Raw genomic sequence first — 19,163 nt, forward strand, 5'->3', positions numbered from 1 at the left:
GTGACCGGGTGACCGTCTACGCGATCGCCCAGTTGCGCTTCACCGACCGGGCGGCCTACGACCGGTATCAGGGGCGATTCCTAAAAGTGTTCAGTCGATACAGCGGCACACTGCTGGCCGCCGATGAACAGCCCCAGGTAGTCGAAGGTCGCTGGGACCGGGAGAAGGTGGTGCTGATGTCGTTTCCCGACGAGGCGGAATTTCGGTCATGGTCGGAATCAGCTGACTATCAAAAGATTTCGAAGGATCGCGAGGCGGGAGCGGACTCGGTGGTGCTGTTGGTGAGGGGGCTGGCATGACCGCCAAGCCGCTACGCGAACTGATCGACGACGGCTGGGCCACCGCGCTGCAGCCGGTCGAGGAGCAGGTCGCGACGATGGGACAGTTCCTCCGCGAGGAAATCGCTGCGGGTCGGGGATACCTGCCCGCCGGCGAGAATGTGTTGCGCGCCTTCACCTTTCCATTCGACAAGGTGCGGGTGCTGATTGTCGGCCAAGATCCCTATCCCACGCCCGGGCACGCCGTTGGACTGAGCTTCTCCGTTGCTCCCGACGTGCGCCCGCTACCGCGCAGTCTGGAGAACATCTTTCGCGAGTACTCCAGCGACTTGGGCTTTCCGGCCCCATCCAACGGGGATCTCACCACCTGGGCCCAGCGCGGCGTGCTGATGCTCAACCGAGTTCTCACCGTCCAGCCGGGCAACTCGGCATCGCATCGTGGCAAGGGCTGGGAAGCGGTCACCGAGTGCGCGATTCGCGCGCTGGTGGAACGCCGTCAGCCGATGGTCGCGATCCTGTGGGGCCGCGACGCGTCGACTCTCACGTCGATGCTGGCGGGTAGTGACTGCCTGTCGATCGAATCGCCGCATCCGTCGCCGCTCTCGGCGTCGCGCGGATTCTTCGGATCGCGGCCGTTCAGCCGCGCCAATGAACTACTCGCCCAGCTGGGCGCGGAACCGATCGACTGGCAGCTGCCCTGAGGCGATTCAGCCGCGGACGACCTTGCCGGCTTTGATGCACGAAGTGCAGACGTTGACGCGATGCTTGTTGCCTCCGGGACGGTCGGCGATGCGCACGCTCTGGATGTTCGGGTCCCACCGGCGGCTGGTCCGGCGATGAGAGTGCGACACCGACTTACCGAAGCCGGGGGCCTTCCCGCAGATATCGCAGACGGCAGCCATACGTGAAACTCCTCAGACTCTGGGGCCAACAACCAGGCGACGGGTGGCCCGACAACCTTGAAAGGATAGCTGCCGCCGGGCGGAACTGCCAAAACGGTCAAGAATCTGCGTGTGGGCACGTGACCTGTGTTGTCGTCGCGAGTGGATAGGCTGACGCGCACCGAGTGGCGGCGCGAGGAGGTGGTTTCGAGGTGGGTTCGGAGCTGGCTGAGCCGGGTCGCACGCTGGATGCGGCCGCGCTGCGTGACTGGGCCCATACGGCGGTCGGTGACCTGATCACCCACATCGACGAGATCAACCGCCTCAACGTGTTCCCGGTCGCCGACTCCGATACCGGGGTGAACATGCTGTTCACGATGCGCTCGGCGCTGGCCGAGGCCAACACCGAGGCCGGCTCCGCCGACGTCGTCACGACCGCGGCCGCGCTCTCATCCGGCGCGTTGAACGGCGCCCGCGGCAACTCCGGGGTGATCCTGTCCCAGATCCTGCGCGGCATCGCTGACGTCACCGCGCACGCGTCCGCCGACTCCGACCTGCACGACGTCGACGCCCATCTGCTCGCCACGGCACTGCACCGCGGGGCCGAATTGGTCGTCGCCTCGATGGGAGGTCGCGAGGTCGAGGGCACGATCGTCTCGGTGCTCAAAGCCGCCGGTGAGGCGGTCGAGAAGGCCGCGGGTGACGGGCTGTCGCGGGCGGTCACCGCCGCCGGCGAGGCCGCGGTGGTCGCGCTGGAGAAGACACCCGAGCAGCTCGACGTCCTGGGCGAGGCCGGCGTAGTGGACGCCGGCGGCCGCGGGCTGCTGGTTCTGCTCGACGCGCTGCGCTCGACGGTCACCGGGCAGGCGCCCAGCCGGAAGGTCTACGAGCCGGCTCCGCGACGGCCGGCGCCCGAGCTCGAAGCCAAACCGCCGTCGCCGCAGTTCGAGGTGATGTACCTGTTGGGCGGCTGCGACGACGACGGCGCCAACCAGCTGCGCGAACGGCTCGACGAGCTCGGGGAATCGGTGGCCATCGCGACGTCGGGCGTCGTCGGCGGCTACTCCGTGCACGTCCACACCGACGACGCGGGGGCCGCCATCGAGGCGGGCCTGGTGTTCGGCAATCCCCGTCGCATCCAGATCTCGTACCTGACCAGTGGCACCAGCGGGCTGCCGCCGGGCAGCTGGACGCGGGAGCGGGCCGTCCTCGCCGTCATCGACGGTGACGGCGCGGCCGAATTATTCGGCGACGAGGGCGCCTGCGTGCTGCGGCCCGACGCGCTCGCGGAAGACCCGACGACCGTGCTCACCGCGCAGCAGTTGCTGCGCGCCGTCGTCGACACCGGCGCCGCGCAGGTGATGGTGTTACCCAACGGCTACGTGCCGGCGGAGGAGCTGGTGGCCGGTTGCACGGCGGCGATCGGCTGGGGCATCGACGTGGTGCCGCTGCCCACCGGCTCGATGGTCCAGGGCCTGGCCGCGCTCGCGGTGCACGAACCGGGCCGGCAGGCGGTCGACGACGGCTACACGATGGCGCGGGCCGCGGGCAGCGCCCGGCACGGGGCGGTGCGCCTCGCCACCGAGACGGCGCTCACCTGGGCGGGCACGTGCGAGCCGGGCAACGGGCTGGGCATCGCCGGCGACGAGGTGTTGATCGTGGCGCCCGATGTGCCTTCTGCCGCCACCGGCCTGATCGATCTGCTGCTCGGCGCCGGCGGGGAGTTGATCACCGTGCTCATCGGCGGTGGCATCGACGCGGACTCCGTCGAGTCGGCGCTGCAGGCGCACGTGCACGACCGCCACTTGGGCACCGAGCTGGCGATCTATCGCACCGGTCATCGCGGCGACGCGCTGCTGATCGGGGTCGAGTAGCCATGGTGTCGCTCAGCGACCGCCTGGATTTCGTCGTCGGCGCCAAGGCCGCGGGCCCGCTGGAGGAAGTCTTCGGCATCCAGACCGTCGACGACCTGCTGCGGCACTACCCGCGCAGCTATGTCGAGGGCAGCACTGTGCGCGGCGCCGACGAGGAAAAACCGCCGGAGGGTCAGCACGTCACGCTGGTCGACGAGATCACCGACACGGCGCTGCTACCGATCCGAAACCGGCCCAGGGACAAGCTGTTTCGCGTGACCGTCGGCTCGGGCCGCGGCAAGGTCACTGCGACGTTCTTCCATCCGAAGAAGTGGATCACCGACCAGCTGTCCAAGGGCACCCGCGTGATGCTGTCCGGGGAGGTCGGCTACTTCCGCGGTGCTATGCAATTGACTCATCCCGACTTCATGGTGCTGGACGGGCGCGCCCGTGGTAGCCGTTCATTGACCAAGATCGCCGAAGCCTCGCAGGCGGTCAGCGGTGAGGTCCTGCAGGAGGCGTTCGAGCGGACCTTCTACCCGATCTACCCCGCCAGCGCGAAGCTGCAGAGCTGGGACATCTTCAACTGCGTCCGGCAGGTGCTCGAGGTGCTCGAGCCGATCACCGATCCGCTACCTGAAAAGCTATGTGCCGCATATAATTTAGTCTCCGAAGACGAGGCGCTGCGGGCGATCCACCTGGCCGAGAACGACGCCGACCGGCGACGGGCCAAGGAGCGCCTGGCCTTCGACGAGGCGGTGGGTCTGCAGTGGGCGCTGGTGAGCCGGCGGTACGGCGAACTGGCCCAATCCGGTCCGGTGGCGCCGCCGAAGCCGGACGGTCTCACACATCAACTGCTGCACCGCTTGCCGTTCGACCTGACGGCGGGACAACGTGAGGTGCTCGACGTCCTGTCCGCGGAACTCGCGGCAAACCGGCCGATGAACCGGTTGCTGCAGGGTGAAGTGGGTTCCGGCAAGACCATCGTCTCGGTGCTGGCGATGCTGCAAATGGTCGACGCCGGCTATCAGTGCGCGCTACTGGCGCCCACTGAAGTGCTTGCCGCGCAGCATCTCCGGTCAATCAGTGACGTGCTCGGCTCGTTGGCGATGGGTGGCCAGCTCGGCGGCGAGGAGGGCGCGACCAGGCTGGCGCTGTTGACCGGGTCGATGTCGGCAGGCCAGAAGAAGCAGGTACGCGCCGAGATCGCGGGCGGCGAGGTCGGGATCGTCGTCGGCACGCACGCGCTGCTGCAGGACACCGTCGAGTTTCACAACCTGGGCATGGTGGTGGTCGACGAGCAGCATCGCTTCGGTGTGGAGCAGCGAGATCAGTTGCGGGCCAAGGCGACTGCCGGCATCACCCCACATCTGCTGGTGATGACCGCGACGCCGATCCCCCGAACGGTGGCCCTGACCGTGTTCGGTGACCTGGAAACCTCGACGCTGCGCGAGCTTCCGCGTGGTAGGCAGCCGATCACCACCACCGCGATCTTCGTCGAGGAAAAACCCGCGTGGCTGGACCGTGCCTGGCGCCGCATCATCGAAGAAGTGCGCGAGGGCCGGCAGGCCTACGTGGTGGCGCCGCGTATCGACGACTCGGACAGCACCGGCCAATCCGAGACAAGCCAACGGCCTTCGGCCACAGTCGAAGAGCTCTACGCCCGGCTGGGCAACGATCAGTTGGCCGGTCTGCGACTCGGGCTCATGCACGGTCGGTTGAGCGGCGATGAGAAGGACGCCGTGATGACCGCGTTCCGCGCACGTGAGATCGACGTGCTGGTGTGCACCACGGTGATCGAGGTCGGCGTTGACGTTCCCAACGCCACGGTGATGCTGGTGATGGATGCCGACCGCTTCGGAATCAGTCAGCTGCATCAGTTGCGCGGTCGCATCGGCCGGGGCCAACACGCCAGCATCTGCCTGCTGGCCAGCTGGATGCCATCACTGTCGCGGGCTGGCCGACGGCTGAGCGCGGTTGCCGGGACGCTCGACGGGTTCGAACTCGCCGACCTTGACCTCAGGGAACGCCGCGAGGGAGATGTGTTGGGCCGCAGCCAGTCCGGCCGCGCGATCTCGCTTCGGCTGCTCTCGCTGATCGATCATCGCGAGATCATCGAGGCGGCCCGGGAGTTCTGCGAACGGGCCTACGACGACCCGGCTGCCCATGCCGGGCTGGCGCTGCTGGCCGCGCCGTTCACCGGCAGTGAGCGCATCGACTTCCTGGACAAGTCGTGACCGCACCGCAGATGACCCGCAGAGCGTGGCTGTGGTTGTCGGCACTCGCGATCCTGACGGTCCTGGTCGCCTATCAGGTGGTGGTCACGACGGCGGGGGACCGGGCCCGGGAATTCGCGGCCCGCGCCGATGTCCCGACCGTCCAACCCGGGGTTGACGTGCTGGGCGGAATCGCCGTGGTGCCGTGGCGAACTCGGCACTACGACTACCGCCGGGCGGCCTTCGGCGACGCCTGGACCGACGACAACGACGCACCGGGCGGGCACAACGGCTGCGACACCCGCGACGACATCCTCAACCGCGACCTGGTCGACAAGACTTCGGTGTGGACCAAGCGCTGCCCCGACGCCGTCGAGACCGGCACCCTGCACGACCCATATACCAACGCCACCATCAACTTTCACCGCGGCCCCAAGGTAGGCGAGGCGGTGCAGATCGACCACATCGTCCCGTTGGCGCTGGCCTGGGACATGGGTGCCTACGACTGGCCGGCTGCTCAGCGGATCCGGTTCGCCAATGATCCGGCGAATCTGCTTGCGGTGCAAGGCCAGGCGAACCAGGACAAGAGCGACTCCCAGCCCGCGCTGTGGATGCCACCGAACGCCGCGTTCCACTGCCAGTACGCGATGCAGTTCATCGCGGTGTCCCGGGGTTACGGTTTGCCGATCGACGCCCCGTCGGCCGTGGTCTTACGCGGAGCGGCGCAGACCTGCCCCGTCGCGCCCTGAATCGTCATCCAGTGTGAATCCCGCGACGCGACACGCCGATACGCCGTCGTGGATCGCAGACTCTGGGGAGGCAGACCGTACAGCTAGACGCCGGTGTAGGTCAGCGGATCCGGCCGCACGCGGGTTCCGTCGTCGAGTCCGTTGAGCGCGTCCATGTGGGCGGCGGTCAGCTCGAAGTCGAAGACGTTGAAGTTGCCGGCGATGCGCTCGGGGTTGCCGGACCGCGGAATCACGACGTTGCCCAGCTGAATGCTCCACCGAATCAGCACCTGCGCGGGGGTGCGGTCGTATTCGCCCGCGATCGAGGTCACGGTGGCGTTGTCCAGCAGTCCGCCGATCGCCAGCGGGCTGTAGGCCTCGGTGACGACGTTGTGCTTCGCGTTCTCCGCCCGCAGCTCGGCCTGGTTCAGCAGCGGGTGCAGCTCGATCTGGTTGACCGCGGGGGTGAAGTAGGTCAGGTCGATGACCGTCTCGAGGTGTTCCTCGGTGAAGTTGCAGACGCCGATCGACTTCGTATGGCCGTCGCCTCGAGCCTGGATCAATCCGCCGAACGTGTCGACGTACTTACCCAGTGAGGCCATCGGCCAGTGCACGAGGAACAGGTCGACATACTCCAGCCCCAACTTGTCCAGGCTGACCTTGACGGCGTCCTGGGCGGTGTTGAAGCCCTGGTCGGCGTTGGCGACCTTGGTGGTGACGAACAATTCCGCGCGGGGGATGCCGGACGCGGCGATGGCGCGGCCGACGGCCTCCTCGTTGCCGTACACCGCGGCGGTGTCGATCAACCGGTAGCCGATCTCGAGCGCCGTCGAGACCGCGCGCTCGGTATCCGCATCGGACAGCTCCGCGACACCGAGGCCGAGGACCGGCATCGTGTTCTCGTCGTTGAGCGCAATGGAGGGGACTGCAGACTCAGAGCCGCCCGACATCGTTCACCTACCCTGTGAAGTCGAAGGTTCGTGGATCAGGACCGAGCCGGTTGCCGTCGTCGAGCGACGAGATGGACGACATGTCGCGTTCGCTCAATTCGAAGTCGAACACGTCGAAGTTGCTCGCAATCCGCTCAGGGTTCACCGACTTGGGGATGACGATATTACCGAGTTGAAGATGCCACCGAATCAGCACCTGAGCTGGTGTCCGTCCGGCACCCTCGGCCACCGCGGTTACCGCGGGGTCGGACAGCAGCGATCCCTGCCCGAGCGGACCCCACGCCTCGGTCGCGATTCCGAGACGGGCGTGCAACTCTCGCAGCTCGTTTTGCGGCAGCCGCGGGTGCAACTCGATCTGGTTGACGGCGGGCACGATCCCGGTGGCTTCGACCACCGCGTTGATGTGCTCCGGCTCGAAGTTGCTGACCCCGATCGAGCGGACCCTGCCCTGATCGCGCAGGTGCGCGAAGGCCTTGAAGGTGTCGACGAACTTGTTCAGCGAGGGCACCGGCCAATGGACCAGGTAGAGGTCGAGGTAGTCGAGGCCCAGGCGCTCCATGCTGGCGTCGAAGGCGGCCAGAGTGCTGTCGTAACCCTGCTCGGAGTTCCATAACTTGGTGACCACGTACAGTTCGTCCCTGGGCACGCCGGACGCGGCAACCGCGCGGCCGGTTTCACGCTCGTTGCGGTATGCCGCCGCGGTGTCGATGTGGCGGTAGCCGGCCTCGAGCGCCGTGCTCACCGACTGCTCGGTGTCCTCAGGCGGGACCTTGAACACGCCGAAGCCGAGCGCCGGGATCGAATGACCGTCGTTGAGTGGGACTGAGGGACTCGAGGAACTAGCCATGACACGAAGTCTGCCAGGCGCGCCGGATCGGCAGCTCGCGGCCAAGGGCTGGGCCGAGCGCCTGCAAGGTGCCGCGACGACCCTGGGCATGAAGGTCATTCCGTGGGTGCCGACGCGCGCGAAGCGGCTGCTCTCCGGTGGCCGCGAAATCGCCATCGACGGGAACACCCTGGACCCCACACTGCAGTTGGCACTGGCCGGGCTGCGCGCGTTCGGCATGAATGGCCTCGTCCTGGGCGAAGACGTCGAGGTCTCGCGGACCCAGATGCGTGAGATGACGCAGGGCTTCGCGGGTCCGCAGATCCACGTCGGCGTCGACGAGCTGTCGATCCCAGGCCCCGCCGGCCCGATCCGGGCCCGGCACTACCGCCCCGCCACTCCCGGTCCGGCGCCGCTGCTCGTCTTCTATCACGGCGGCGGGTGGGTGATCGGCGACCTCGACACCCACGACCCGCTGTGCCGGCTGACCTGTCGCGACGCCGAGGTGCACGTGCTGTCGATCGACTACCGGTTGGCCCCCGAGCACGCGGCCCCAGCCGCGGTCGACGACGCCTACGCGGCGTTCACGTGGGCGAACGCGCACGCCGAGGAGCTCGGCGCGATCCCGGGCAAGGTGGCGGTCGGCGGCGACAGCGCCGGGGGCAACCTGGCCGCCATCGTGTCGCAGCTGGCCCGCGACGCCGGCGGACCGCAACCGGTGTTGCAGTGGCTGATCTACCCGCGCACCGATTTCACCGCGCAGACCCGGTCGCTCAGCCTGTTCGCGGACGGCTTTCTGCTCACCAAGGCCGACATCGACTGGTTCACCGAGCAGTACCTGGGTCGATCGGACCTCGAAGCGGCCGACCCGCGCGTCTCGCCGCTGCTGGCCGATTCCCTCACGGGCCTGCCGCCCGCGCTGATCGCGACCGCGGGGTTCGACCCGCTGCGCGACGAAGGCGATAGTTACGCGGCGGAACTGAGCGCGGCCGGCGTTCATGTCGACCTGCGCACGATGGGATCGATGACGCACGGATTCGCCAGCCTGTTCCCGCTCGGCGGCGGTAGTGCGCTGGCCACCGCCGAGTTGATTTCGGCGCTGCGAGCTCATCTCAGCCGCGTCTGACTCGATTACGCGCCTCCTCCTCGGGCCGTACCGGCCCGCATCGTCACCGCGCTGACCTGGCAATAGCAACGCCGGTAGGCTTAGGCGCTATCGCCGACCGCACCGCGGTCGGTCAGCGACGCCGACTGACCGGAGTGTGAGCAAGAACGTGGCCGCCAAATCGAACCCTCCCAAATACGACCTGAACGCCGCCGGACGGCGACGCGACCTCTTCGTCCGGATCGGACTCACCTCGATCGTCGTGCTGTTCGCCGTTGCCCTCGTCGGCTACATCGTGATCTCGCACGACAAGAAGGTCGCCGCCAACGGCGCGCGGGCGATCCGCGTGACGACCAGCAAGCTCGTCGTCAAAGACGGCACCAAAGACCCCAAGGCACTGGTGTCGTTCTACGAAGACTTTCTGTGCCCGGCCTGCGGCAACTTCGAGCGCCAGTTCGGCCCGACGGTCTCCAAGCTGCTCGACGATGGCGCGATCGGTGCCGATTTCTACATGACCGGCCTGCTCAGCCGCGCATCGAACCAGGACTACTCGTCGCGCGCCGGCAACGCCGCGTACTGCATTGCCGACGAGTCCACCGACGCCTTCCGGCGCTTCCATACGGCGTTGTACACCAAGGACTTTCAGCCTTCCGAGACCGGGACGTCGTTCCCCACCGATGCGAAACTGACCGAATTGGCGCGCGAGGCCGGCGTTGTGGGCAAGGTGCCGCAGTGCATCAAGGACGGCAAGTACCTGCCGATGGTCGACGGGCTGGCCGCCGCCGAGGGCATCCATGGCACTCCGACGGTCAAGATCAACGGCACGGAATACCAGTGGACGACGCCGGAGGCCTTCGTCGCCAAGATCAAGGAGATCGTCGGGGACGTTCCTGGAATTGACTCGGCTGCGACCCCAGCAGCGTCGTGACAACCACGGCGTCGGCGAAACCGGATGCGCCGGTTGAGCATTCGACGCCCTCGATTGCCAGTGCGTGGTGGATACTGATCGCCGGGGTGGCTGGGCTGATCGCCTCCGCAACCCTGACCATCGAGAAGATCGAGTTGCTGCTCAACCCGTCGTACGTGCCGTCGTGCAATCTCAACCCGATCGTGTCGTGTGGTTCGGTGATGACGACACCGCAGGCCTCGGCATTCGGCTTCCCGAACTCGCTGATCGGCGTCGCGGCGTTCGCCGTGGTTGCCGTCACCGGTGTGCTCGCGGTGGCCAAAGTGCCTCTGCCGCGATGGTATTGGGTGGGGCTAATGGTGGGAACGGTGGCCGCTACCGCATTCGTGCACTGGCTGATCTTCCAGAGCCTGTACCGCATCGGGGCCTTGTGCCCGTACTGCATGGTGGTGTGGGTGGCCACGATCTCGCTGCTCGTGGTGGTCGCCTCGATCGCCTTCGGGCCGGGTGGTGCCGGCGGCGGGGGATCGGTCGTGCGTGAATTGCACCGGTGGCGCTGGTCGATCGCGACGCTCTGGTTCACCGCTGTCTTTCTGCTGATTGTGGTCCGATTCTGGGACTTCTGGTCCACGCTGATCTGAACAACCTGCCCACCTCAACGACCGAAGAGGGATGTACGTGATCTCCAAAGTGCTGGTTGCCAATCGCGGCGAGATCGCCGTTCGGGCGTTCCGCGCCGCCTACGAACTCGGCGTCGGCACCGTCGCGGTGTACCCGTATGAAGACCGAAACTCGTTGCACCGCTTGAAGGCCGACGAGTCGTATCAGATCGGCGAGGTCGGCCACCCGGTTCGGGCGTACCTGTCGGTGAGCGAGATCGTCGACACCGCCCGCCGAGCCGGCGCCGATGCGGTGTATCCGGGCTACGGATTCCTCTCGGAGAACCCGCAATTGGCCGCCGAGTGCGCGAAGAAGGGCATCACCTTCGTCGGCCCGAAGGCCGAAGTGCTTTCGCTCACCGGCAACAAATCCCGCGCCGTCGCGGCCGCCCGGGAGGCGGGTCTGCCGGTTCTGACGTCGTCGGCACCGTCGTCGTCGGTCGACGAACTGCTCGCGGCGTCGGCCGAGATGGAATTCCCGTTGTTCGTTAAGGCGGTTGCCGGCGGTGGCGGCCGCGGCATGCGGCGGGTCACCGAGGCCGAGGCGCTGCCCGAGGCGATCGAGGCGGCCAGCCGGGAAGCCGAATCGGCCTTCGGCGATCCGACGGTCTACCTCGAGCAGGCCGTGCTCGACCCGCGCCACATCGAGGTTCAGATCCTCGCGGACACCCACGGCAACGTGATTCACCTCTACGAGCGGGACTGCAGTGTGCAGCGTCGCCACCAGAAGGTCGTCGAGCTGGCACCCGCCCCGGATCTGCCGGAAGAGTTGCGGGACAAGATCTGTGCGGACGCGGTGGCCTTCGCCCGCCACATCGGCTACAGCAATGCGGGCACCGTGGAGTTTCTGCTCGACGAGCGGGGCCACCACGTCTTCATCGAGATGAACCCGCGAATCCAGGTGGAACACACCGTCACCGAGGAGATCACCGACGTCGACTTGGTCTCCAGCCAGCTTCGGATCGCGGGTGGCGAGAGCCTCGAGGATCTGGGTCTGCGTCAGGAGGACATTCGCCCGCACGGCGCCGCACTGCAGTGCCGGATCACCACCGAAGACCCGGCCAACGGGTTCCGCCCGGACACCGGACGGATCACCACCTACCGCAGCCCGGGCGGCGCGGGCATCCGCCTCGACGGCGGAACGAACCTCGGCGCCGAGATCAGCGCCCACTTCGACTCCATGCTGGTCAAGCTGACCTGCCGGGGCCGCGACTTCAGCACCGCCGTCAAACGGGCGCGGCGGGCGATCGCCGAGTTCCGCATTCGCGGCGTGTCGACGAATATCCCCTTCCTGCAGGCGGTTCTGGACGATCCGGATTTTCAGGCCGGCCACGTCACCACCTCGTTCATCGAGGAGCGTCCCGCGTTGCTCACCGCGCGATCGTCGGCCGACCGCGGCACCAAGATCCTCAACTACCTGGCCGATATCACCGTCAACCAGCCGCACGGATCGCGGCCGTCGAAGTTGTACCCGCAGGACAAGCTGCCCGACATCGACCTGACGAAGGCCCCGCCGGCCGGTACCAAGCAACTCCTGGTCGAACTCGGGCCCGAGGGCTTCGCACGCTGGCTGCGCGACTCGTCGGGAGTTCGCCTCACCGACACCACATTTCGCGATGCCCACCAGTCGCTGCTGGCGACGCGCGTGCGCACCAGCGGACTGGGGCTGGTCGCGCCCTACATCGCGCGGACCATGCCGCAACTGCTGTCCGTCGAATGCTGGGGCGGTGCGACTTACGATGTGGCGCTGCGCTTCCTGAAGGAAGACCCCTGGGAGCGGTTGGCCACGCTGCGCGAACTGATGCCCAACATCTGCCTGCAGATGCTGCTGCGCGGTCGCAACACCGTCGGCTACACGCCGTACCCCGAGCTGGTCACCTCGGCGTTCATCGAGGAGGCGACCGCCACCGGCATCGACATCTTCCGCATTTTCGACGCGCTGAACAACCTCGACTCGATGCGGCCGGCGATCGATGCCGTGCGCGAAACTGGTTCTGCCATAGCCGAAGTCGCGATGTGCTACACCGGCGACCTGTCCGATCCGGGCGAGAAGCTCTACACGCTGGACTACTACCTGACGCTGGCCGACCAGATCGTCGAGGCCGGGGCCCACGTGCTGGCCATCAAGGACATGGCCGGCCTGCTGCGGCCGCAGGCCGCACGTCAACTCGTCGGTGCGCTGCGCAGCCGCTTTGACCTGCCAGTGCACGTGCACACCCACGACACCCCGGGCGGTCAGTTGGCCAGCTACATCGCGGCCTGGCAATCTGGCGCCGACGCAGTCGACGGCGCCTCGGCGCCGATGGCGGGTACCACCAGCCAGCCCGCGTTGAGTTCGATCGTGGCGGCGGCAGCGCACACCGAATACGACACCGGGCTGTCGTTGCCCGCGGTGTGCGCACTGGAGCCGTACTGGGAAGCGCTGCGAAAGGTGTACGCGCCGTTCGAATCCGGGCTACCCGGCCCGACCGGGCGGGTGTACCACCACGAGATCCCCGGCGGTCAGCTCTCCAATCTCCGTCAGCAGGCGATTGCACTGGGGTTGGGCGACCGCTTCGAGGAGGTCGAAGAGGCCTACGCCGGGGCCGACCGGGTGCTCGGCCGGCTGATCAAGGTCACGCCGTCATCAAAGGTGGTCGGCGACCTCGCACTGGCACTCGTTGGCGCTGGGCTCACGGCCGACGAGTTCGCCTCGCGTCCAGAGCAATTCGACATCCCCGAATCGGTGCTCGGCTTCCTGCGCGGCGACCTCGGCGACCCGGCGGGCGGCTGGCCGGAACCGCTGCGGTCCAAGGCATTGGCCGGTCGCGGTGAGCCCAAGCCGGTCCAGGAACTCAGCCCGGAGGACGAGACCGCGCTGGGCCTGCAGGGGCAGAAACGCCAGGCCACCTTGAACCGGTTGCTGTTTCCTGGCCCGACAAAGGAATTCGAGACCCACCGGGAAACCTACGGCGACATCTCGCGGCTGTCGGCGAACCAGTTCTTCTACGGGCTCCGCCAGGGCGAGGAGCACCGAGTCCAGTTGGAGCCGGGTGTCGAGTTGCTGATCGGACTGGAGGCGATCTCCGAGCCCGACGAACGCGGCATGCGCACGGTGATGTTCATCATCAACGGCCAGTTGCGGCCGGTCGAGGTGCGCGATCGCGGGATTGCCAGCGATGTCCCCGCCGCGGAGAAGGCGGAGAAGGGTAACCCGAACCACGTCGCCGCGCCGTTCGCCGGCGTGGTCACTGTCGGAGTTGCCGTCGGCGACAAGGTGACTGCCGGCCAGACCATCGCCACGATCGAGGCGATGAAGATGGAAGCGCCGATCACCGCACCCGCCGACGGCACCGTCGAGCGCGTGGCGGTGTCCGACACCGCTCAGGTCGAGGGCGGCGACTTGCTGGTGGTGCTGGGCTGACCGCCGGCGACGATCATCAGGGCAGTGCGATCTGTGAAGAGCAGGAGGAGCGGCGCCTAGATGACGCGCATCGTCGGGGGAGTGGCCGGCGGGCGGCGAATCACCGTCCCGCCGCAGGGAACCCGGCCAACGACCGACCGGGTCCGCGAGTCGCTGTTCAACATCCTCGCTGCCAGGTTGGACTTCACCGGTCTGTCAGTACTCGACCTGTATGCGGGGTCGGGCGCGCTTGGACTCGAAGCGCTGTCGCGCGGCGCGGCGTCGGCGGCGTTCGTCGAGTCGGATCGCCGCGCGGCGACGGTGCTCGATCGCAATATCGCGACGCTTGGACTGCCCGGCGCGACAGTGCGCCGCGCTCAGGTGGCCGCCATGCTGGCAGCCCACGCCGCCGAACCCTTCGACCTGGTGCTGGCCGACCCGCCCTACGAGGTCGATGCCAGCGAGGTCGAGGCGATCCTCACCGCGCTGGCGACCAACGGCTGGGTAAGCGGCGGGACCGTCGTCGTGGTGGAGCGCGCTGCCGCCGGACCGGCGCTGACGTGGCCCGGCGGGTGGGACCCCTGGGAGCCGCGGGTCTATGGCGACACCCGTTTGGAGCTGGCCGAACGGCTCTGAGCGAGCGTGTACCGTCTTTCGTCATGACCGCCAGCGACGATGCAGAGCGTAGTGATGAGGAGGAGAGGCGCGGATGAGCGGCGCCGTATGTCCGGGCTCCTTCGACCCGGTGACTCTGGGCCACGTCGACGTCTTCGAGCGGGCGGCGGCTCAATTCGACGAGGTGGTCGTGGCCATCCTCGTCAACCCGGCCAAGAAGGGCATGTTCGACATCGACGAGCGCATCGCGATGATCGAGGAGTCGACCAGCCACCTGCCGAACCTGCGAGTCGAGTCGGGCCAGGGGCTGGTCGTCGACTTCGTTCGGTCCCGCGGGATGACGGCGATCGTCAAGGGGCTGCGCACCGGCACCGACTTCGAGTACGAGCTGCAGATGGCGCAGATGAACAAACACGTCGCCGGCGTCGACACGTTCTTCGTCGCGACCACGCCGCAGTACTCGTTCGTGTCGTCGTCGCTGGCCAAGGAAGTCGCGATGCTCGGCGGCGACGTGACCGAGTTGCTGCCCGACTCGGTCAACCGCCGGCTGGCTGAAAAGCTCGCTGCGAAGGGGCGCTGACACACATCAGCGCGACCGGACGAAAGCCGCGGCCGCGCTGATGATGTCGTTGCGTCAGCTCTCAGCGAGCGCGCCGTGCAGCGACTGTTTCGCTTCGGTGATCGCCGTCAGGACCTTGGCCTGCGCCTCTGCAAGCTTCTCCTTCTGCGCGTCGGTGCCCGACCAGTGAATGGTTCGCGCCAAACCGGCGAGCTCGAACAGGCCCCACCGAATCTTGGCGACGTCGCCGAACTTTCCGGCCTGCGCCAGGCGAGCGTGAACACCCTCGCTGCTGATGCCCTTCCACTGCAATACATTTCGGCCCAACTCTGACAGCGTGGCTACGCCGTCGGTGACCGTCACGAAACCGCGGCCGGCCAGCTTGCCGATCGCGAGTTCGACGATCTCCTGCGGCGGGGCGAACGCACCGTCGGTCGCCTGCGAGACTCGCTGAACGATCTGCTCGGCATTCGCCGGCCCGTCGAGCAGCAGGGCCGCGGTACCCACGACCACGCGCTTGTGGCGACCTCCGAAACCGCGACCGCCGGGGCCGCCATGTCCGCCCCAGCCATGGCCACCCCAGCCGGGTCCGACCGAGCCGGGACCACCGAAACCGGGACCACTGAAACCGGGCCCACCCCAACCGGGTCCACCAAAAAATCCACCAGACATCCGTGCTCTCCTTCGTGTGACGGCGACCGGACCGGGTCGCCGGTCGCTCGACTGCATATCTATTTCCTTGATACCGAGACAGTAGAAGCGTGTCAAGAAACTTGATATCGCTGAGAGAAAACCACGACCGAATCGCCCGACGCGCCCGCCAATACGGCGCCCAGGTCCCGCATTCCATGCCAGCATGGGGGAGATGAGCGAATTCGACGACCGGCCACTGGGCTTCCTGGTGCGTGGGCTGATGGCGCGACTGCGCCCCCTTGCGGTCCAGGCCCTGCGGCCGCTCGGCATCGGCTTGCCCGAGTTCGTCTGCATGCGCATTCTCGACGACGACCCGGGGCGCACCAGTGCGGAGCTGGCCCGTCATACCCATGTCACCGCGCAAGCGATGAACCAGGTGTTGCAAGGACTTGAAGAGGCGGAACTGGTCGCCCGCCCGGCGACCGCAGCCTCGGGTCGCGCGCTGCCCGCGCAGCTCACCCGGAAAGGTAAAGCGCTACTCAAAAGGGCCGAGGCCGCCGTCGCGACATCCGATGAGCAACTGCTGGCGCACCTCAGCGCCGCCGATCGGCGGCAACTCAAACGCCTGCTGTATCAGGCGGGCAATCCGCAACCGGCGGATGCGTCGGCCTGTGCCAAGACGGATTAGTCTCGCGCCCAACCCATTACGGGTTGCCGGACTCCCAGATCCGGTACAGCTCCATGCGGGAACGGACTTTGAGCTTGCGGTAGATGCGGCTGAGGTTGACTTCAACGGTCTTCGGACTGATGAACAGCGCGGCGGCAATGTCGCGATTGGTCATGCCGGATACCGCGAGTTCCGCGACCCGACGTTCGGACGGAGTCAACCCCTCGCTGCGCCGTCGACCCGACGTGCCGCGCGCCAGTTCGGCTCTCGCGCGCTCGGCCCACAACGTGGTGCCGAGGCGGTCAAAGGTCTGCAACGCGTCCTGCAGCGAGGCCGCGCCGCCCTCCCGTCGCCGTTGACGACGCTGCAGTTGGCCGAGCAGCAGTTGGGTGCGCGCCCGCTCGAACGGCATCGAAAGCCGCTGGTACTCAGCCATCGCGAGCTCGGCCGTATCGGTGGCGCGGGCAAGGTCGCCACGCGCCGTGAACAGCATTGCGCGACAACGCAACGCCATCGCGAGCATCCAAGCCCGATCAAGGCGACGACCGTTGTTCTCGAAGTTGTCGATCAGCGGCTCGGCGTCGTCGAGGCGGCCGACGCCGATCATCGCCTCGATGGCCTCGGGCAGGTACGACGCGGCGATGATCTCACTAGCGTCTGGAAACGCCCGCGCCACGACAAGCAGCGGTTCGAGGACCTGCAGAGCCGCGTGGTGATCGCCGCGGGAGTTCTCGACGAATCCACGCAGGCTCACCGGCCATTCGCCCATCCGCATCGAGCCGCACCGCTGCGCCACCGCGATCGCCTCGTCCAGATCGCTGATCGCGTCGTCGATCCGGCCGGTGTAGGCGGCTGCGGCGCCGCGGACGGTGAGGCCGATGAACATCGGGAAGTCGCCGCCCAATTGTGCTGCCCGCTCGACACTTTCGTCGCCGGCGATCGCGACGCTCGCCAGATCGCCACGCCAGATGTCCATCAAGGCCTGCGAGAAGGCGACAAACACCATCTCGCCTTCCTGGCCCAGCGCGACACAACGCCGACCGGCGGCCAGCAGTACCTCTCTGGCATGGACGAACTCGCCGGCCCAGCCGCGCAGTAGCGCCGCTTGAATGCTCGGGAGGAAAGCCAGCGGCATCGGCAGATGGTCGTCCGCGAGGTCGACCGCCCGCTGGATGGCGGCCGCGTCGAAGCCGCGTCCGGCGAGAAAGCCCAGCGTTTCGCGCATGCCCAATGCCGGGCTGAGCAGGCTCGGGATGCCGAGTTGCTCGGCCTCGTCGACGGCCTGCTGCACCCGGTCGAGCGCTCGCTGCGGCTGCGCGGCGTTGAACAACGCGTAAGCGAGCATCACCAGCATCCGGACCCGCAGGGTGTCGTCGGCCCCGGGATCCGGCAAGCCGTCCTCCAAAAGCCTTGCGCCGTCCTCGAATCCGTCCTCGTGAATCCGGACCGTTGCGAGCTGATACAGCGCTTCGGCGCGAACGGCACCGGCGCCCGGATCGGCGGCGACGTCCTCGAGAAGCCGGCGCGCGCGGCCGGAGTCGCCGGCGGCGAAACAGTGGCTCGCGCAGAGGATGCGACGTTGCGGGTCGGTAGCACCGAGATTGACCGCCAGGTCCAGTAATTCGGCGGCCGCCGCGGGCGCCCCGCGGGCCTGCGCGATGCCGGCAGCGCTGTCGAGGGCCTTGATTGTGTCGGGTGTGCCGGTGGTGTCCGACAGGGCCAGGTGCCGGGCGCGCAGCTCTGGTTCGGCCACGAGGTCCGCGAGCCGCCGGTGCATCGCCCGGCGTTGCCGCGGCGGCGCCTCGCTGTACACCCCGTGCGCAAGCAATGGATGGGTGAACGACACCCGGTTACCGTCGATCGCCACCAGACCGTGAGTTTCAGCCTCGTTCAACACTTCCAGCACATCGTCGGAGCCGGTGCCGGTGACCTGAGCCAACAGGCGCAGCGTCGGGTCGGGCACGCTGGATGCGGCAAGTAAGGCTTCGCGGGCCTCGGCGCTCACCCGGTTGATGCGCGAGATGACCAGCTCGTTGAGGCTTTCGGGCAGCCGCAACTCGCCGGAACCCCCGTCGCCGTCAAGGGTGCGGGCCAATTCCAGTCCGTAAAACGGGTTTCCGCCCGCGATCTGGTGGATGCGCAGCAGCGTCGGCCGCGGCACCGAGACTCCCAGCCGCAGCATGAGCACCCGGTGCAGCGGTCCAACGGCCAACGGCTGCAACCGGATCCGACGAACGGCGTCGGGATGGGCAAGCTCGACCCGGGCGGCCACCTCGGCGCTGCGGGTGGTGTAGAGCAACCCGACTCCCTTCGGCAGCCGACGGGCTGCGAAGGCCACCACGTTGGCGCTGGAGACGTCGATCCATTGCACGTCGTCGATGGCGAGCAACACATATCCCTCGGAGCGGGCGGCCAACCGATCGAGGACACCCACGAACGCCGCGGCGACCGCGCGGGCGTCGCTCGGGCCGGCGTGCTCGCGCTCGCGCAACAGTGCGGCGTCCAGGCTTTGCTGCTGCGGAGCGGGTAAATCGGCCCAGACCGACTCGTCGACGTCGTCGAGAAGATCGGCCAGGGCGGCGTAGGCAAGTACGGACTCGGCTCGGGCGGCACGACTGGACAACACCGTGAATCCGCGCTCGCGCGCCCGGTCCAGTGCCTCGAGCCACAGTGTCGTCTTGCCGATCCCGGGATCGCCCTCGATGACCAGTGCGGTCGGCGCCCTCGCGATGCCGTCGAAAAACTCGGTAACGGCCTGTTCGTCGGCCTGGCGACCCACCGTGCGCACCGCCATACGCCCGCCTGTCACCTCTCGGCCGACACCCGTCGACTCTGTTCGCGGCCGCCGCCCCGCAGGCCCCTGAACTCGGGCGGCGATCTCATGAACCTCGGATTTCATGATAA

General features: G+C 67.6%; 17 protein-coding genes. 12 read left to right on the top strand and 5 right to left on the bottom strand.

Annotation, left to right across the window (positions count from 1 at the left end; translation table 11 throughout):
- Positions 1 to 8: 8 nt before the first annotated feature.
- Positions 9 to 299, top strand: a complete 291-nt coding sequence (locus PT015_RS01570) for a DUF1330 domain-containing protein (RefSeq protein ID WP_285188317.1) — start codon at positions 9 to 11, stop codon at positions 297 to 299.
- Positions 296 to 979 carry a uracil-DNA glycosylase gene (locus PT015_RS01575; RefSeq protein WP_285188319.1) on the top strand — a complete coding sequence of 228 codons (684 nt, stop codon included), beginning with the start codon at positions 296 to 298 and terminating at the stop codon, positions 977 to 979. Before PT015_RS01570 ends, PT015_RS01575 begins: the two co-directional genes overlap by 4 nt.
- Positions 980 to 985: 6 nt before the next feature.
- On the opposite strand, the gene rpmB is transcribed toward PT015_RS01575, so the two are convergent.
- The gene (gene rpmB / locus PT015_RS01580; RefSeq protein WP_285188320.1) at positions 986 to 1,180 is read right to left on the bottom strand and encodes a 50S ribosomal protein L28; all 195 of its coding nucleotides are present in this window, start codon (positions 1,178 to 1,180) and stop codon (positions 986 to 988) included.
- Positions 1,181 to 1,383: 203 nt separating this feature from the next.
- Here rpmB and PT015_RS01585 point away from each other — a divergent pair, with 203 nt between their 5' ends.
- Genes PT015_RS01585 through PT015_RS01595 form a run of 3 tightly spaced genes read left to right on the top strand, consistent with a single transcriptional unit; the run spans position 1,384 to position 5,977 of the window.
- Positions 1,384 to 3,033 carry a DAK2 domain-containing protein gene (locus tag PT015_RS01585; protein ID WP_390887981.1) on the top strand — a complete coding sequence of 550 codons (1,650 nt, stop codon included), beginning with the start codon at positions 1,384 to 1,386 and terminating at the stop codon, positions 3,031 to 3,033.
- Positions 3,034 to 3,035: 2 nt separating this feature from the next.
- Positions 3,036 to 5,249, top strand: coding sequence for an ATP-dependent DNA helicase RecG (gene recG, locus PT015_RS01590; protein WP_285188322.1), 2,214 nt, complete (start codon positions 3,036 to 3,038; stop codon positions 5,247 to 5,249).
- An 11-nt stretch (positions 5,250 to 5,260) separates the two neighbouring features.
- Complete coding sequence (locus PT015_RS01595) at positions 5,261 to 5,977, top strand: HNH endonuclease family protein (protein ID WP_285190871.1); 717 nt, start codon at positions 5,261 to 5,263, stop codon at positions 5,975 to 5,977.
- 83 nt (positions 5,978 to 6,060) lie between these two features.
- Here the strand turns inward: PT015_RS01595 and PT015_RS01600 are convergent, their stop codons facing one another.
- Entirely contained in the window at positions 6,061 to 6,906 is an 846-nt protein-coding gene (locus PT015_RS01600; RefSeq protein WP_285188323.1) for an aldo/keto reductase, read from the bottom strand.
- A gap of 7 nt (positions 6,907 to 6,913) precedes the next feature.
- The gene (locus PT015_RS01605) at positions 6,914 to 7,753 is read right to left on the bottom strand and encodes an aldo/keto reductase (protein ID WP_285188325.1); all 840 of its coding nucleotides are present in this window, start codon (positions 7,751 to 7,753) and stop codon (positions 6,914 to 6,916) included.
- On the opposite strand from PT015_RS01605, the gene PT015_RS01610 reads away from it, so the two are divergent.
- From PT015_RS01610 to coaD, 6 genes are all read left to right on the top strand, one after another.
- A complete protein-coding gene (locus tag PT015_RS01610) occupies positions 7,752 to 8,858 on the top strand; it encodes an alpha/beta hydrolase (protein ID WP_285188326.1) in 1,107 nt (368 codons plus the stop codon). The two genes, PT015_RS01605 and PT015_RS01610, sit on opposite strands and share 2 nt — an antisense overlap.
- Before the next feature lie 148 nt (positions 8,859 to 9,006).
- A complete protein-coding gene (locus PT015_RS01615; protein WP_285188327.1) occupies positions 9,007 to 9,765 on the top strand; it encodes a DsbA family protein in 759 nt (252 codons plus the stop codon).
- A complete protein-coding gene (locus PT015_RS01620) occupies positions 9,762 to 10,385 on the top strand; it encodes a vitamin K epoxide reductase family protein (RefSeq protein ID WP_285188328.1) in 624 nt (207 codons plus the stop codon). The genes PT015_RS01615 and PT015_RS01620 overlap by 4 nt, the downstream gene beginning before the upstream one ends.
- Positions 10,386 to 10,422: 37 nt before the next feature.
- Complete coding sequence (locus PT015_RS01625; RefSeq protein ID WP_285188329.1) at positions 10,423 to 13,806, top strand: pyruvate carboxylase; 3,384 nt, start codon at positions 10,423 to 10,425, stop codon at positions 13,804 to 13,806.
- A 60-nt stretch (positions 13,807 to 13,866) separates the two neighbouring features.
- Positions 13,867 to 14,421: a 16S rRNA (guanine(966)-N(2))-methyltransferase RsmD gene (gene rsmD / locus PT015_RS01630; protein WP_285188331.1), complete on the top strand. Its 555-nt coding sequence runs from the start codon at positions 13,867 to 13,869 to the stop codon at positions 14,419 to 14,421.
- Positions 14,422 to 14,494: 73 nt separating this feature from the next.
- A complete protein-coding gene (gene coaD, locus PT015_RS01635; RefSeq protein ID WP_285188333.1) occupies positions 14,495 to 14,980 on the top strand; it encodes a pantetheine-phosphate adenylyltransferase in 486 nt (161 codons plus the stop codon).
- A 54-nt stretch (positions 14,981 to 15,034) separates the two neighbouring features.
- On the opposite strand, the gene PT015_RS01640 is transcribed toward coaD, so the two are convergent.
- Positions 15,035 to 15,631 (bottom strand): hypothetical protein, encoded by a 597-nt coding sequence (locus PT015_RS01640; RefSeq protein ID WP_285188335.1) that lies wholly within the window; start codon positions 15,629 to 15,631, stop codon positions 15,035 to 15,037.
- A gap of 193 nt (positions 15,632 to 15,824) precedes the next feature.
- On the opposite strand from PT015_RS01640, the gene PT015_RS01645 reads away from it, so the two are divergent.
- The gene (locus tag PT015_RS01645; RefSeq protein WP_285188337.1) at positions 15,825 to 16,280 is read left to right on the top strand and encodes a MarR family winged helix-turn-helix transcriptional regulator; all 456 of its coding nucleotides are present in this window, start codon (positions 15,825 to 15,827) and stop codon (positions 16,278 to 16,280) included.
- Positions 16,281 to 16,296: 16 nt separating this feature from the next.
- Here the strand turns inward: PT015_RS01645 and PT015_RS01650 are convergent, their stop codons facing one another.
- Positions 16,297 to 19,053, bottom strand: coding sequence for a helix-turn-helix transcriptional regulator (locus PT015_RS01650; protein WP_285188338.1), 2,757 nt, complete (start codon positions 19,051 to 19,053; stop codon positions 16,297 to 16,299).
- Positions 19,054 to 19,163: the final 110 nt, after the last annotated feature.

This window comes from Candidatus Mycobacterium wuenschmannii (assembly GCF_030252325.1).
Classification (GTDB): domain Bacteria; phylum Actinomycetota; class Actinomycetes; order Mycobacteriales; family Mycobacteriaceae; genus Mycobacterium; species Mycobacterium wuenschmannii.

Coding starts and splice junctions, on each gene's coding strand:
- PT015_RS01605 (WP_285188325.1), bottom strand. CDS start 7,753: ATGGCTAGTTCCTCGAGTCCCTCAGTCCCACTCAACGACGGTCATTCG.
- PT015_RS01610 (WP_285188326.1), top strand. CDS start 7,752: ATGACACGAAGTCTGCCAGGCGCGCCGGATCGGCAGCTCGCGGCCAAG.
- rpmB (WP_285188320.1), bottom strand. CDS start 1,180: ATGGCTGCCGTCTGCGATATCTGCGGGAAGGCCCCCGGCTTCGGTAAG.
- recG (WP_285188322.1), top strand. CDS start 3,036: ATGGTGTCGCTCAGCGACCGCCTGGATTTCGTCGTCGGCGCCAAGGCC.
- rsmD (WP_285188331.1), top strand. CDS start 13,867: ATGACGCGCATCGTCGGGGGAGTGGCCGGCGGGCGGCGAATCACCGTC.
- coaD (WP_285188333.1), top strand. CDS start 14,495: ATGAGCGGCGCCGTATGTCCGGGCTCCTTCGACCCGGTGACTCTGGGC.
- PT015_RS01595 (WP_285190871.1), top strand. CDS start 5,261: ATGACCCGCAGAGCGTGGCTGTGGTTGTCGGCACTCGCGATCCTGACG.
- PT015_RS01600 (WP_285188323.1), bottom strand. CDS start 6,906: ATGTCGGGCGGCTCTGAGTCTGCAGTCCCCTCCATTGCGCTCAACGAC.
- PT015_RS01575 (WP_285188319.1), top strand. CDS start 296: ATGACCGCCAAGCCGCTACGCGAACTGATCGACGACGGCTGGGCCACC.
- PT015_RS01645 (WP_285188337.1), top strand. CDS start 15,825: ATGAGCGAATTCGACGACCGGCCACTGGGCTTCCTGGTGCGTGGGCTG.
- PT015_RS01640 (WP_285188335.1), bottom strand. CDS start 15,631: ATGTCTGGTGGATTTTTTGGTGGACCCGGTTGGGGTGGGCCCGGTTTC.
- PT015_RS01650 (WP_285188338.1), bottom strand. CDS start 19,053: ATGGCGGTGCGCACGGTGGGTCGCCAGGCCGACGAACAGGCCGTTACC.